The organism is Streptomyces herbicida (genome assembly GCF_032656585.1).
In the GTDB taxonomy this organism is placed as follows: domain Bacteria; phylum Actinomycetota; class Actinomycetes; order Streptomycetales; family Streptomycetaceae; genus Streptomyces; species Streptomyces herbicida.
The window spans coordinates 51,300-66,027 of record NZ_JAUYWJ010000019.1 but is presented as its reverse complement, the minus strand read 5'-3'; the positions used below and the strand labels follow the sequence as shown (position 1 = coordinate 66,027).

General features: G+C 71.1%; 12 protein-coding genes. 4 read left to right on the top strand and 8 right to left on the bottom strand.

Annotated features, from left to right (window positions below):
- Positions 1-41 precede the first annotated feature (41 nt).
- On the bottom strand, positions 42-1,571 hold the full coding sequence (locus Q8A52_RS33750) for a diaminobutyrate--2-oxoglutarate transaminase family protein (protein WP_316758406.1): 1,530 nt from the start codon (positions 1,569-1,571) through the stop codon (positions 42-44).
- A gap of 286 nt (positions 1,572-1,857) precedes the next feature.
- On the opposite strand from Q8A52_RS33750, the gene Q8A52_RS33745 reads away from it, so the two are divergent.
- Both Q8A52_RS33745 and Q8A52_RS33740 read left to right on the top strand, forming a co-directional pair.
- Positions 1,858-3,090 carry a trypsin-like serine peptidase gene (locus Q8A52_RS33745; RefSeq protein ID WP_316758404.1) on the top strand — a complete coding sequence of 411 codons (1,233 nt, stop codon included), beginning with the start codon at positions 1,858-1,860 and terminating at the stop codon, positions 3,088-3,090.
- Positions 3,091-3,227: 137 nt separating this feature from the next.
- Positions 3,228-4,436 carry a trypsin-like serine peptidase gene (locus tag Q8A52_RS33740; RefSeq protein WP_316758402.1) on the top strand — a complete coding sequence of 403 codons (1,209 nt, stop codon included), beginning with the start codon at positions 3,228-3,230 and terminating at the stop codon, positions 4,434-4,436.
- Between the two features lie 63 nt (positions 4,437-4,499).
- Here the strand turns inward: Q8A52_RS33740 and hflX are convergent, their stop codons facing one another.
- The 6 genes from hflX to miaA all read right to left on the bottom strand — a co-directional run bounded on the left by hflX (position 4,500) and on the right by miaA (position 13,118).
- A complete protein-coding gene (gene hflX / locus Q8A52_RS33735) occupies positions 4,500-5,993 on the bottom strand; it encodes a GTPase HflX (protein ID WP_316758400.1) in 1,494 nt (497 codons plus the stop codon).
- 133 nt (positions 5,994-6,126) lie between these two features.
- Entirely contained in the window at positions 6,127-7,692 is a 1,566-nt protein-coding gene (locus Q8A52_RS33730) for a M1 family metallopeptidase (protein ID WP_316758397.1), read from the bottom strand.
- Positions 7,693-7,799: 107 nt separating this feature from the next.
- Positions 7,800-10,082: a RelA/SpoT family protein gene (locus Q8A52_RS33725; RefSeq protein ID WP_316758395.1), complete on the bottom strand. Its 2,283-nt coding sequence runs from the start codon at positions 10,080-10,082 to the stop codon at positions 7,800-7,802.
- Between the two features lie 283 nt (positions 10,083-10,365).
- Positions 10,366-11,235 (bottom strand): diaminopimelate epimerase, encoded by an 870-nt coding sequence (gene dapF / locus Q8A52_RS33720; RefSeq protein ID WP_316758394.1) that lies wholly within the window; start codon positions 11,233-11,235, stop codon positions 10,366-10,368.
- 323 nt (positions 11,236-11,558) lie between these two features.
- Complete coding sequence (locus Q8A52_RS33715) at positions 11,559-12,071, bottom strand: hypothetical protein (RefSeq protein ID WP_316758602.1); 513 nt, start codon at positions 12,069-12,071, stop codon at positions 11,559-11,561.
- Positions 12,072-12,179: 108 nt separating this feature from the next.
- Entirely contained in the window at positions 12,180-13,118 is a 939-nt protein-coding gene (miaA, locus tag Q8A52_RS33710; RefSeq protein ID WP_316758391.1) for a tRNA (adenosine(37)-N6)-dimethylallyltransferase MiaA, read from the bottom strand.
- A 182-nt stretch (positions 13,119-13,300) separates the two neighbouring features.
- Here miaA and Q8A52_RS33705 point away from each other — a divergent pair, with 182 nt between their 5' ends.
- Both Q8A52_RS33705 and Q8A52_RS33700 read left to right on the top strand, forming a co-directional pair.
- Positions 13,301-13,600, top strand: a complete 300-nt coding sequence (locus tag Q8A52_RS33705) for a hypothetical protein (protein ID WP_316758389.1) — start codon at positions 13,301-13,303, stop codon at positions 13,598-13,600.
- A gap of 23 nt (positions 13,601-13,623) precedes the next feature.
- Entirely contained in the window at positions 13,624-13,902 is a 279-nt protein-coding gene (locus Q8A52_RS33700) for an antitoxin (protein WP_316758387.1), read from the top strand.
- A 74-nt stretch (positions 13,903-13,976) separates the two neighbouring features.
- On the opposite strand, the gene Q8A52_RS33695 is transcribed toward Q8A52_RS33700, so the two are convergent.
- Positions 13,977-14,690, bottom strand: a complete 714-nt coding sequence (locus Q8A52_RS33695; RefSeq protein WP_316758386.1) for a class III extradiol dioxygenase subunit B-like domain-containing protein — start codon at positions 14,688-14,690, stop codon at positions 13,977-13,979.
- Positions 14,691-14,728 lie beyond the last annotated feature (38 nt).

The following is a 14,728-nucleotide window of genomic DNA, read 5'->3' as shown; positions in this document are numbered from 1 at the left end:
GACCGTCAGGGCGCGGTGCACAGGGGCCGGAGGGGCCTGGCTCAGCGTTGCGACCGAGGTGGGACGACCTGTGCGGTGGCGCCGCGGGCCACCGCCGCCACCGCGTCGGTCAGGCGGTCGAGTACCGCCGCCGCCTGCTCGTCGCTGATGGTGAGGGGCGGGAGGAGCCGTACGACGCTCGAGTGGCGTCCGCCGATTTCCACGATCAGACCGCGGCCCAGGCACTCCCGCTGCACGGCGGCGGCGAGTTCGGGGGCGGCGGGACGAGGAGTACGGGCGGATTCCAGCCCGGCGACCGTCCGCTCGGGAGCTTCCGCGGGACCCGGCCCGAGTCCGCCCGGGCCGCCCTCCCCCATGAGATCCGCCGCCACCGGAGCCGCCCCTAGCGGAGCCACACTCAGCGGATCCGTGCCCACCGGATCCTCCCCGTCCGGATCCACCAGTTCGACGCCGATCATCAATCCCCGCCCCCGGACATCCCCCACGCACGGAAACTCCCGCTCGAGTGCGCGAAGTTGGGTCAGCAACCGGGAGCCCAGCAGGGCCGCGCGCTCCGCGAGGCCGTTCTCGCGGACATGGGCGAGGGTGGCGGCGCCGGCGGCCATGGCGAGCTGGTTGCCCCGGAAGGTGCCGGCGTGGGCGCCGGGTTGCCAGACGTCGAGGTCTTCCCGGTAGACCACCACGGCCAGTGGCAGGCTGCCGCCGATGGCCTTGGACAGGACCATCACATCGGGGGTGACTCCGCTGTGCTCCACGGCCCAGAAGGCGCCGGTGCGTCCCACGCCGGTCTGGATCTCGTCCGCGATCAGCGGGACCGACCGGTCGGCGGTGATCTGCCGCATGCGCCGCAGCCAGTCGTCGGGGGCGGGAATCACCCCGCCCTCGCCCTGGACGGGTTCCAGGATCATCCCGGCGGGGAGGGGTACGCCGGACTTGGGGTCGTCCAGGACGGACTCGGTCCAGCGAGCGGCGAGTTCGGCGCCGCGGGGGCCGCCGACTCCGAAGGGGCAGCGGTAGTCCTGGGGGTACGGGAGGCGGGCCACCCGTACGTCACAGGCGCCGCCGGACGCGGCCAGGGCTCCGCTGGTCATCCCGTGGTAGGCACCGGTGAAGGCCAGGATTCCGGTGCGTCCGGTCGCCGCTCGGACCAGCTTGAACGCGGCCTCGACCGCGTCGGTGCCGGCCGGTCCGCAGAACTGTACGCGGGCGCGATCGGCGAGGCCGGGTGGCAGTGTGCGGAACAGTTCGGTGATGAAGGCGTCCTTGACGGGGGTCGCCAGGTCCAGGACGGAGAGCGGCGCGCCCGAGTCGAGGACCTTGCGGATGGCCTCGAGGACGACGGGATGATTGTGGCCGAGGGCGAGTGTTCCGGCACCGGAGAGGCAGTCGAGGTAGCGCCGGCCGTCGGCGCCCTCGATGGTCAGCCCGCGCGCTCGGACCGGCACGATCGGGAGGGCGCGCGCGTAGGTGCGCGCTGCCGACTCGCGCGCCGACTGGCGCCTCAGAATCCCCTCGTGCGCGGCGCGCACTCCCCCGGATGTCCCCCCGGTCACCGATTCGGTCACGGCCACGGCTCGCTGTCCTCCCGCTGTCCAGAGGCGAGTTGATGCGCGGGGACCGGGCGTGGGCAGCAGCCCCCACACCGCTACAACCCGGAAGTGCCCAGCTGGTTACGGGTTGCTTCAAGATCCTTGCCGTGACGGAACCGTTGCCGTTCCGTCGGAAGTCCCCCACAGCGAGCGCATAGTGTGTGATGCCGTTCCGGACGTCCGTGGGACCGTCGTGAACTCCCCATGAGTTCCGGCCGGTGTCGCGGACACAGCGCCTAGTTCCTTTACAGCAGGGGGAGTCAAGACCATGCGATCCATACGGCCGTCCTTCACCGTTCGCCGAGGAGGGAGCGCGCCTCGCAGAACCTCCCCCGTGCTGGCGGCCGTCGCCCTCGCCTCGGCGCTGGCGCTCACCGCCACCGCCTGCAACGGCTCCGGTGACGACAACGCCGGCACGCAGGCGACCGCCTCCGCGACCGGCGGGGACAGCGGCGACGGCAAGATCAAGATCCCGGACGACATCAAGAACAAGCTCAAAGAGCACGGGATCGACATCGACAAGTGGAAGAACGGCGCCTGGAAGAACTGGGACCGGGACGACTGGCTGCGCGAGGCCAACGACTTCATCAACCCGATCATCAAGGGTCTGTGGGACCCGGACCGCATGCGGGGCGCCAACGACCCCGACAAGGGTGTCGACGAGAACGACATCTCCGGTGACCAGGGCGTGACCGACCCGACGCCGGCGCCGGTCAAGGCGCAGGCGGTGCAGCCGGCGTACCACGCCCATGCGGCCACTGCCGGCAAGGTGTTCTTCGACTCCCCCGAGGGCAAGATGGTCTGCTCGGCGACGGTGGTGAAGGACCCGGCCCACCCGGGCAAGTCCAACCTCATCTGGACGGCGGGCCACTGCGTGCACGCCGGCAAGAAGGGCGGCTGGTACCGCAACATCGTGTTCGTGCCGTCGTACAACGACAAGGGCATGACGAACGAGCAGCTCCAGAAGGCCACCCGGGACGAGGTCGCACCGTACGGCGTCTGGTGGGCCGACGGGGCCCAGACCTCGCAGCAGTGGATCGACCAGGGCGGGGAGACGGGCGGTGACGGCGCCTCGTACGACTACTCCGTGATCCATGTGACGCCCGAGCAGGGCAGCGGCGGCAAGTCGCTGGAGGAGACGGTCGGTTCGGCGCTGCCGGTGAACTTCAACGCCCCGGCCGTGCCGAAGGTGCAGAGCATCACGGCCACCGGCTACCCGGCGGCGCCGCCGTACGACGGAAGCCTGCTGTACCAGTGCCAGGACAAGCCGGGACGGCTGTCGATCAACAAGTCGGACCCGACGATGTACCGCATCGGCTGCACCATGACCGGTGGCTCCTCCGGCGGCGGCTGGGTGGAGACGGGCTCGGACGGCAAACCGGCGCTCGTGTCCAACACGTCCATCGGCCCGGTCACCGCAGGCTGGCTCGCGGGTCCGCGGCTGGGTGATGTGGCCAAGGGCGTCTACGACTCGGTCAGCAAGAAGTTCGCCGGGCAGTAGCGGTCCGCCGGCACGGCCGGGTGACGACGGACGGCGGCGAGGCGGGTCACGGAAACCTTCACCGGCCCGCCGCCGTTCGTCCCAACCCCATGGGCATAGTGGGGTGTCAACATCGCTTCAACGGGGGTAATCGCAGCATGCGTTCCATAGGTACGCCCTTCGCGCACCGGCGCGGACGGCGGCGCACCGTCCTCGCCGCCACCGGTCTGGTCGCGGCCCTGGCGCTCACCGCCACGGCCTGCAACGGCTCCGGTGACGACAAGTCGAGCGAGCAGTCCGGCGCCACGGCCACCTCGGCGGCCGACGACGGTGGCAAGGTCGAGATCCCGGCCGACATCGCGAGCAAGCTCAAGGAGCACGGCATCGATGTCGACAAGTGGACGAGCGGCGGCTGGAAGAACTGGGACAAGGACAAGTGGCTCAGTGAGGCCAAGGACTTCGTCAACCCGGTGATCGCGGGCCTCTGGAAGCCGGAGCGGATGCGGTCCGCGAAGGAGGCCAACAAGACGGTCACGGCGAAGGACGCCGCCGCCGACCAGGGCGTCAGCGACCCGGAGCCGAAGCCGGTGCGGGCCGCGGCGGAGAAGACGCCGTACCACGACAACGCGGCCCCCGTCGGCAAGGTCTTCTTCGACTCCCCCGAGGGCTCGATGGTCTGCTCCGGCACGGTCATCAAGGACGTCAACCACCCCGGCAAGTCCAACCTCGTGTGGACTGCGGGCCACTGCGTGCACGCCGGCAAGGGCGGCGGCTGGTATCGCAACATCACCTTCGTGCCGTCGTACAACGACCTCGGCAAGCCCGAGTCCCGGCTGGCCGATGCCACGACCTCGCAGATCGCCCCGTACGGCACCTGGTGGGCGGACTGGGCGTCCACCTCGGACCAGTGGATCCAGGGCGGCTCGGAGACGGGCGGCGCGGGTGCCGCGTACGACTACGCGGTGCTGCACGTGAAGCCGGAGTCCGGGGCCAAGTCCCTGGAGGAGACCGTCGGCGCGGCACTGGACGTGGACTTCTCGGCCCCGTCCGCGACCGAGGTCGCCAAGATGGGCGCCTGGGGATACCCGGCGGCGCCGCCGTTCAGCGGTCTGAAGATGTTCAAGTGCATCGACCGGCCCGGCCGGCTCTCGATCAGCCCGGCGTTGCCGACGATGTACCGGATCGGCTGCACGATGACCGGCGGTTCGTCCGGCGGCGGCTGGTTCCGGGTGGTGGACGGCAAGACCGAGCTGGTGTCGAACACCTCGATCGGTCCGGCGGACAACACCTGGCTCGCGGGGCCGCAGCTCGGCAAGGAGGCCGAGGGGCTCTACCAGAACATGAGCAGGACGTACGGCGGTCAGTGACGCCGGCACGCCGAAGGCCCGCCCCCCGCGCCGAGCGGGAGGCGGGCCTTCGGGCTGTACGGGTCAGGCCGCGGGAGTGGGCACGTACGGTGCCAGGTCCGCGGCCAGCTCCTCGTGCACCCGCACCTTGAGCAGCGTGCCCTCCGCGGTGTGCTCCTCGGAGATCACCTCGCCCTCGGTGTGGGCACGGGCGACCAGCTTGCCGTGGGTGTACGGAACGAGCGCCTCGATCTCGACGGACGGCCGCGGCAGCTCGTTGTCGATCAGCGCGAGCAGCTCGGCCATGCCCTGGCCGGTGCGGGCCGAGACCGCGATCGACCGCTTCTCGATCCGCAGCAGCCGCTGGAGCACCAGCGGGTCGGCCACGTCCGCCTTGTTGATCACGACGATCTCGGGCACGTCGATGGCGCCGACGTCCCGGATCACCTCGCGCACGGCGGCCAGCTGCTCCTCCGGCATCGGGTGCGAGCCGTCCACCACGTGCACGATGAGATCGGAGTCGCCGACCTCCTCCATGGTGGAGCGGAACGCCTCGACCAGGTGGTGCGGCAGGTGCCGGACGAAGCCGACGGTGTCCGCCAGCGTGTACAGCCGGCCGCTCGGGGTCTCCGCCCGGCGGACGGTCGGGTCCAGGGTCGCGAACAGGGCGTTCTCGACCAGGACGCCGGCTCCGGTGAGCCTGTTGAGCAGGGAGGACTTGCCGGCGTTGGTGTAGCCGGCGATGGCGACGGACGGCACCTTGTTGCGCTTGCGCTCCTGGCGCTTGATCTCGCGGCCGGTCTTCATCTCCGCGATCTCCCGGCGCATCTTCGCCATCTTCTCGCGGATCCGTCGCCGGTCCGTCTCGATCTTGGTCTCACCGGGACCACGGGTGGCGAGGCCGCCGCCCTTGCCGCCGCCCATCTGGCGGGACAGCGACTGACCCCAGCCTCGGAGCCTCGGCAGCATGTACTGCATCTGCGCGAGCGCGACCTGCGCCTTGCCCTCCCGGGACTTGGCGTGCTGGGCGAAGATGTCCAGGATCAGGGCCGTCCGGTCGATGACCTTGACCTTGACGACGTCCTCGAGGTGGATCAGCTGGCCGGGGCTCAGCTCACCGTCGCAGATGACGGTGTCCGCACCCGTTTCGATCACGATGTCGCGCAGCTCCTCGGCCTTGCCGGAGCCGATGTAGGTGGCCGCGTCGGGCTTGTCGCGGCGCTGAGTCACGCCGTCGAGCACGAGCGCGCCCGCGGTCTCCGCGAGGGCGGCGAGCTCCGCGAGGGAGTTGTCCGCGTCCAGCACGGTCCCCGAGGTCCAAACGCCCACGAGGACGACCCGCTCCAGACGGAGCTGGCGGTACTCGACCTCGGTGACGTCCTCGAGCTCGGTGGAGAGGCCCGCCACGCGGCGCAAGGCCGCGCGCTCGGATCGGTCGAACTGGTCGCCGTCCCGCTCTCCGTCGATCTCGTGGCTCCAGGCGACGTCCTCTTCCATCAGGGCATCGGCCCGAAAACCTTCGGGATAGGCGTGCGCGAGGCGCTTGGTGTCCTGGGAAAAGGAAGAAGAGGAGGTCATTGGATCCTTACGTCGATGGGGATTCCGATACGGCGGTCATTGTGCACAACGTACGAGCCTCCTGGGAGATTCCCGGGCTCGTACCACGCCAACCCGAAGATGGTCGCACGGGACGCCTCGTCCCGTCACCGCCTTATTCGCCGTGCGTGGCCCTGACGGGCACGGCCTTGCCGTGTGCGCTCTTGGCGGGTGCGTCCTTGGTCTGTGCGCCCTTGGCGGGCGGCGTGGACTTCCAGTCCGGGTGGCCCGGCATCGGAGGGGTCTTCTCGCCGTAGAGCCAGTCCTTGAGGAACCCGGCGAGGTCACGGCCGGCGATCCTGGAGGCCAGGTCCACGAAGTCGGCCGTGGTCGCCGTGCCGTCCCGGTGGTCGCGCACCCAGCTCCGCTCCAGACGCTCGAAGGCGTCCTTGCCGATCTCCTGGTGCAGGGCGTACAGCACCAGCGCGGCTCCGTCGTAGACGTTGGGGCGGAAGATGCTGATCTTCTGGCCCTCCTTGGGCGGCTTGGGGGCGGCGGGCGGACCGCCCGAGGCCCGCCAGCCGTCGGAGGCGCCGTAGGCGGCCCTCATACGGTCGACCATGGGCTTGTTCCCCTTCTCCTGCGCGTACAGGGACTCGTACCAGGTGGCGTGCCCCTCGTTCAGCCACAGGTCGGACCAGCTGCGGGGGCTGACACTGTCGCCGAACCACTGGTGGGACAGCTCGTGCACCATGACCGACTCGATGTACCACTTGGGGTAGGCGGGCTCGGTGAACAGCTCCTTCTCGAAGAGGGAGAGGGTCTGTGTCTCCAGTTCGAAGCCGGTGGAGGCCTGGGCCAGGAGCAGGCCGTACGTCTCGAAGGGGTAGGGACCGATCTTGCTCTCCATCCAGGCGATCTGGTCGGGGGTCTTCGCGAGCCAGGGTTCGAGCGCCTTGCTGTCGGCGGCGGGGACCACGTCGCGCACCGGCAGCCCGTGGGGTCCGGTGCGGCGCACGACGTCGGAGCGGCCGATGGACACCTGGGCGAGCTCGGTGGCCATGGGGTGCTGGGTCCGGTACGTCCAGGTGGTCGAGCCGCCGGACCGGGCCACGCCGGCCGGTACTCCGTTGGCCACAGCTGTGAAGCCGTCGGGGGCGGTGACCCGGATGGTGAACATCGCCTTGTCGGACGGGTGGTCGTTGCACGGGAACACCAGATGCGCGGCGTCGGCCTGGTTGGCCATGGCAAGGCCGTCGGAGGTCTGCACCCAGCCGCCGTCGCGGCCCTTGGTGGGCACCGGGTCACTGGTGTGCCGCACAGTGATCCGCATCCAGGAGCCCCTGGGAAGCGGGACCTGAGGAGTGACGACCAGGTCCTCGCCCGCGGCGGCGAAGGTGGCCGGCAGGCCGTCGACTTCCACGGACTCGACCTTGCCGTGCGCGAAGTCGAGGTTGAGGCGGTCCAGGTCGGTGGTCGTCCGGGCGCCGATGGTGGTGACGGCCTGGAGGGGCTTGTCGTTGGTGCCGGGATAGGTGAAGGAGAGGTCGTACGACGCGACGTCGTACCCCGGGTTGCCCAGGTACGGGAAGAGGCGGTCGCCGACGCCCAGCGGCTCGGCGGGGGCGCTCGCGGCCAGGAGGCAGACGGAGACGGCGGAGGCGAGGAGGGCCGCCGTGCGGTGCCGGGAGGTCCTCGTCTTCTTCGGCCGGGGAGGCCTGGTGCGAAGGGTGAGCAGCATGCACCACGGCTACCAGCGCGCGCCCGCCCTGCGGCGGCGACGCGCGCCCGGCCCACCCGAACGGGTTGATCCGGACGGGTTCCTCAGGAGGCCTGCGGTCTCCTCCCTCAGGAGGAGGCGGAGGTCTGGTGCTGGGCCCTGCTCACGTCGTACACGCCGGGCACGTTGCGCATCGCCCGCATCAGGGCCGGGAGGTGGGCCGCGTCGGGGAGTTGGAGGGTGTACGTGTGACGTACGCGCTGCTGGCTGGGCGGTTCGACGGTCGCGGAGACGATCTCGGCGCCTTCCAGGGCGATCGCCTCGGTGAGGTCGGCGAGCAGATGGGGGCGGCCGAACGATTCGGCGACCAGCGTGACCCGGCACGCGGTGGTGTCGCCCCAGCGCACTTCGACCTCTGCGCGCCCTGTGCTCGTCATCCGGGCCACCGCGGCGCACTCCATTCGGTGCACGGTCACCACGCCTCCGCGCACGGCGAAACCGGTGATCCGGTCGGGTGGTACGGGCGTGCAGCACCCGGCGAGCCGTACGGCGGCTCCCGGCGGGTCCACGAGGACGTCGGCGCCTCGGGGATGCGCGGCCTGGGCGTTGCTCCCGGGGCGAGCGCCAGGGGCATCCGTCGTGACGCGCGCGGCGCAAGCGCCGGGACCGGCTGCCGGGCCGCCCGTGCCGGTAACGGCCTCGGTCTCCCGGGCGTGCGTGCCGTCGGACGCGTCCCGGGCCGCCTCGGCCGCGCGGGCCGCGGTGCCGTCGGACGAGTGTGCCGCCCCGCCCGTGTGGGCCCCGGCCTCCCCCGTCTCGCCCTCCGGATGCGCCGCCAGCCACCGCTGGATGGCGATGCGCGCAGCCGGGGTGTGCGCGTGCTCCAGCCACTCTCTGGAGGGCTCGGAGGCCGGGTCCTGACCCATGAGGAGCTGGACGCTGTCGCCGTCTCTCAGGACCGTGCTCAAGGTGGCGAGGCGGCCGTTGACGCGGGCGCCGATGCACGCGTGCGCGTCCTCGCCGTACTGGGCGTAGGCGGCGTCGACACAGGTGGCGCCCTCGGGCAGGCCGAGCGTGCCGCCGTCGGGCCGGAAGACGGTGATCTCACGGTCCTGGGCGAGGTCCTCCCGCAGGGTGGACCAGAACGTGTCCGGGTCGGGCGCGGCCTCCTGCCAGTCGAGGAGGCGGGAGAGCCATCCGGGGCGGGTGGGGTCGGCGCGCTCGCCGTCGCTCGCGGACTGCTCCTCCGAAGGAGGAGCGTAGGGATTGCCGAGCGCGACGACCCCGGCCTCGGCAGCCTTGTGCATCTGGTGGGTGCGGATGAGGACTTCGGCGACCTGGCCGTCCGGGTGGGCCACCGCGGTGTGCAGCGACTGGTACAGGTTGAACTTCGGTACCGCGATGAAGTCCTTGAACTCCGAGACGACGGGCGTCATACAGGTGTGCAGCTCGCCCAGGACGCCGTAGCAGTCCGCGTCCTCGCCCACCAGGACCAGCAGTCGGCCGAAGTCGGCTCCGCGCAGTTGTCCGCGTTTGCGGGCCACCCGGTGGACGGAGACGAAGTGGCGCGGGCGGATGAGGACTTCGGCCTGGATGTCGGAGTCGCGCAGGACCGTGCGCACCTCGTCGGCGATCACCGCGAGCGGGTCGTCGCGGCGTGCCGCGTTGTCGGCGATCAGGCGGCGGGTGTGTTCGTACTCCTCGGGGTGGAGGATCGCGAAGACGAGGTCCTCCAGTTCGGTCTTCAGGGCCTGGACGCCGAGGCGTTCGGCGAGCGGGATGAGGACGTCGCGGGTCACCTTGGCGATGCGGGCCTGTTTCTCGGGGCGCATGACGCCGAGGGTGCGCATGTTGTGCAGCCGGTCGGCGAGTTTGATCGACATCACACGGACGTCGCTCCCGGTGGCGACGAGCATCTTGCGGAAGGTCTCGGGCTCCGCCGCGGCTCCGTAGTCGACCTTTTCCAGCTTGGTGACGCCGTCGACGAGATAACGCACTTCCTCGCCGAACTGCTCCCGCACCTGATCCAGCGTCACGTCGGTGTCCTCGACCGTGTCGTGGAGCAGAGAGGCCGTCAAGGTGGTGGTCTCGGCACCGAGTTCGGCCAGGATCAGGGTCACCGCGAGCGGGTGGGTGATGTACGGCTCGCCGCTCTTGCGCATCTGGCCACGGTGCGAGGACTCGGCCAGGACGTAGGCCCGGCGCAGCGGTTCGAGGTCGGCATCGGGGTAGTGGGCGCGGTGGGCCTCGGCGACATGGCCGATGGCGTCCGGCAACCGGTCGCGGCCGGCCGGGCCGAGCAGCGCGACGCGGCCGAGTCGACGCAGGTCGATCCGGGGGCGGGCCTTCCTGCGGGCCGCTGTAGGGGCTACAGGGCCTGGGGTCGCAGGGTTCGTGGCCTCCGCACTCATGGGCACCTCCGGCTTGTGGACCGGCGGACGGGGCCCCAGGGCATACGCGGCTCAGGGATGGCGACGTTCCCCCGTCCGTGCCGGTGCTTGATGCTACCGAGCCCATCACGCCCGACTGACCGGCTCTCGCCGAGCGTGAAACGGATCACCCATTCGAGCGACGATTCGGAGGTTTACGGTTTTGCGCCACCTGCCTCACGCACTGACGTTGTTTCGCGCCGCCCCGGGCGCCGGTATCCACGGATCCGTGCGCCCAGGGCTGTGGGAGCTGCGTTTCTCGCGGTCAGCGGACCACGTTTTCCAGCCACTCGGCGTCGATCTCGCCCTCGGCGACGATCACCGCCGGGCCGGTCATCTCGATCTCGCCGTCGGGTCGCTCGGTGATGACCAGTCGTCCGCCGGGCACGTCCACGGTGTACGTCGCCGGGCTTCCGGTGGTGGTCGGGTCGGCGCCGTCCCGGCGTGCGGCGGCCACGGCGACGGCGCACGCGCCCGTGCCGCAGGAGCGGGTCTCGCCGGAGCCGCGCTCGTGCACGCGCATCGCGACATGGCGAGGGCCGCGGTCCACCACGAACTCGATGTTGACCCCGTCGGGGTAGGCGGCGGCCGGGCTGAAGGGCGGCGGGTCGAACAGCCGGCCGGCGTGCGCGAGGTCGTCGACGAAGGCGACCGCGTGCGGGTTGCCCATGTTCACGTTGCGCGCGGGCCAGCTGCGCTCGCCGACGCTCACCATGACATCCCCTTCGGGGAGGCGCGCTCTGCCCATGCCGACGGTGACGTCACCGTCCTTGGCGACGTGGACGGTCTTCACTCCCCCGCGCGTGGCGATCGCGAGGTCCCCTTCGGCCACATGTCCGGCGTGCTGGAGGTAGCGCGCGAACACACGGACACCGTTGCCGCACATCTCCGCGATCGAGCCGTCGCTGTTGCGGTAGTCCATGAACCACTCGGCCTCGGCCGCCATGTCCCCGGCCTCCGGGTGCGCCGCGGAGCGCACGACGTGCAGCACGCCGTCACCGCCGAGGCCGGCGCGGCGGTCACACAGGGCGGCCACGGCGGCCGGGGTCAGGTCGATGACATTCTCGGGGTCCGGAACGATCACGAAGTCGTTCTCGGTGCCGTGCCCCTTGAGGAAGGCGATCCGCGTGCTCATTCCTCGATCGTACGGGGTCGGTACGACAGCCGTACGGGATGTACGGGGCGGGTACGACGATCCGCCCGCGGGCGGCGACGGGCTAGGTCCTGTCGTCAAATCCCCTCGTCCGGCCGAAGGGCGGACCTTGCGGCGTCATGGGGGTCCGCCTGCTCGAGCGAAGCCGAGAGCTTGGGGGAGCGTGCTCTCGGCGGGTCGGGCCTCGGCCCTCGTACTGGATGTACTTGGGTCGGGGCCCGGCGCGGCGAGTGGGGGCTCCTGCTCGAAGGGCTTGAGGGAGCGTGCATGGCGTCGCCGGGCAGACGGGGATTTGACGACAGGGCCTAGCGCAGCCGGGCCACGCGCCACACGGCGAGGACCGCGATCAGGGCCACCAGCAGTACGTAGCCGATGACGACCCGCCAGTCCGGGCGGCGGCCCGAGCCCCGCGGGGGAAGGCCGGGGAAGGTGTAGCCCACGCGGCGGGCGGCCATCATGCCCCAGCCCGCGGCGCAGCAGCAGATCAGCAGGCCCAGCATGGCGATCACCGCGCCGCTGTCGCCGAAGTCGAAGGCGAGCGGGAAGGCGAACATCAGGGAGCCGACCGCGGCCAGGCCCACGATGGGCGCGAGCTGCCAGATGCGCAGCCGGCGCTGGGGGCGCAGCTCGACCTCGACCTCCGGCCCGCCGACGAACATCTCCTCGGGCTCGGGACCGTCGTCGGTCACACCGCCCGCGGTCTCGTCGGGCCCGTCGGAACTCAGACGGCCCTCGCCGGGTTCCGGTTCTACGCTGCCGACGCCGACGTGCTCGGTGTCTTGTGCCGCCTGTGCGGTGTCGCGAGGGCCGGCCTCCATCGCCACGCGCCCTCCCAACTAGGACTCCACTTGGTCGATCGAAGCTCGATGATGGCACGGCACCGGAGGCCTCGATGACCGGCGGCGCATCCCGATGCCATCACGTGATCAGGCTGTGACCGGTCGTTCGACCAACGCCAGTGCGAGGTGCGGAAGTTCCGTGAGATCCGTCTCGGCCCCACTCAACCACTGCACGCGGGGATCGCGCCTGAACCACGAATCCTGACGGCGCGCGAAGCGCTTGGTGGCGCGCACGGTCTCGGCCCGCGCCTCCTCCTCGCCGCACTCCCCGGAGAGTGCGGCGAGCACTTGCTGGTAGCCGAGGGCGCGCGACGCCGTACGCCCCTCGCGCAAGCCCTGCGCCTCCAGTGCGCGCACCTCCTCCACGAGACCCGCGTCCCACATCCGGTCGACCCGGCGCGTGATGCGCTCGTCGAGCTCGGGACGGGCCACGTCGACCCCGATCTGGACGGTGTCGTAGACGGAGTCGTGACCAGGAAGATTGGCGGTGAAGGGCTGACCGGTGATCTCGATCACCTCGAGGGCCCGGACGATACGGCGGCCGTTACTGGGCAGGATCGCCCGCCCGGCCTCGGGGTCGGCGGCGGCGAGGCGCGCGTGCAGTGCCCCGGAGCCGCGCAGCGCGAGCTCCGCCTCCAGTCGTGCCCTGACCTCGGGGTCGGTGCCGGGGAACTCCAGGTTGTCGACGGCTCCGCGGACGTACAGGCCGGAGCCGCCGACGAGGATCGGCCAGCGTCCCCGGGCGAGCAGATCGTCGATCCTGGCGCGGGCCAGCTTCTGGTACTCGGCGACGGAGGCAGTGACGGTCACGTCCCAGATGTCCAGCAGGTGGTGCGGGACACCCCCGCGTTCCTCGGGCGTCAGCTTGGCGGTGCCGATGTCCATCCCGCGGTAGAGCTGCATGGAGTCGGCGTTGACGACCTCCCCGCCGAGCTCCTGGGCCAGGAAGACGCCCAGATCGGACTTTCCGGCCGCGGTGGGACCGACGACGGCGATGACGCGGGGGGCGGAGGGTGCGCTGCTCACCGCACCAGTCTCGCAAACCTCGCGACCACGTCTCGAACGGGTTACGTGACGCACCGGGTTCGGCCTCGTTGCCCGTTGCGAGGTTCCCGCCGCCGGTTTCGAGGGGCGGTGACCCGGGCGACGCAAACGGACGCTCCGGGTGACGCGGGATTTCGCCCGCACGAGTAACGTATGGAGTGGATATGGGCGTTTTTGCACGACTTCTTGGGAAGTCGAAGGCGACGCAGGAGACCTCGGCCGCCGAGGCGCGAACCGGCGCGGAGCCGGCCGGGGCCGAGGCGGAAGAAGTGGCGCAGGAGACGACGGAGGACGCGGCGAAGGGATCGTCGGAGGCGAAGGGGGCGGCAGGAGACCGCGACGAGGGGACGGCGGCCGAGGCCGACGCCGCCAAGGGTGCCGCCGCCGAGAGCGCCGAGATTCCCAAGCAGCAGTCGGCCGAGAAGGCCGCCGACAACGACGCCGGTGAGGGCGCCCGTACATAGCCGACCCGCGAGGAAGGTGGACCATGCATCTCTTGGACACCCTGAAGGCCAAGCTCGCCCCGGCCAAGGAGAAGGTGTCGGACCTCGCACACCATCACGAGGACAAGATCGACAAACTCGAGCACGGTCTCGACAAGGTCGCGAAGGCCGTCGACGAGAAGACCAAGGGCAAGTACAGCGACAAGATCCATACGGGCACCGACAAGGCCAAGGGCGCGATGGACCGCTTCGTGCACAAGAGTGGCGCCGAGCCGGGCGAGGGCGCGGCGACACCGCCCGAGGCGCCGCCTCCGGCTTCTTGAACGGCGGGTGGATCGGCGGACGGCCGAGGAGCACAGGGGCTCCCGGCCGTCCGCCGTTTCCAGGACGGACGTACTCAGGACCAGGCGGCGACCAGGTACCCCACCCCGTAGGGCGCGTCCTCGTAGAGCAGCGCGCCGGTGAGGTACGCGCCCTCGGCCGCGCCCGCGAGGATCTGCCAGGGGGCTCTGCCGGAGACCTTCAGCTCATACGCCAGCTCGACGTCCAGGGCCTTCAGTGCCGCCACGTCCGCCGCGCCCAGTGCGCGTGCGACCTGCGCGTCGAAGGGAGCCGCCCGCTCGTCGAGGTAGCCCGGCGCCTTGGGTGTGCGGCAGGCGCTGGCGTCGCCCATCACCAGCAGTGCCACCCGGTCGGCCTGGGATCCGATAGCCCTTCCGACTTCGGTGCACCGCTCGGGCGTGAGCGACTCCTCCACGCCGAGCCCCTCGATCGGAGCGTCCGCCCAGCCGGTCCGCTCCAACAGCCATGCGGCGACGGCGAGCGACGGCGGCAGTTCCCTCTCGGACTCCGCGGCCCGCCCCGGGCCGAGCCGTACGTCGAGGTCGACGCCGAAGCCGCGGAAGGAGCCCCGGGCGCCCTGCGGATGAGGACCGCTTCCGCTCTCCGCTGCGGGCCCGACCACCACCAGCCGGTCGGGACGCGCGGCGGCGAGCACCCCGAGCGCGTCCGTGCACGCAACGCGTGCGGCGTCCAGCTCGGATGCGGCGCCGGAGGCGACCCGGGGCACGAGGAGCGGCGGACAGGGGCAGACTGCGGCGGCGACAAGCATGATCGGCAGCGTAACGCCGTACGGCGGTCGTGACGTCC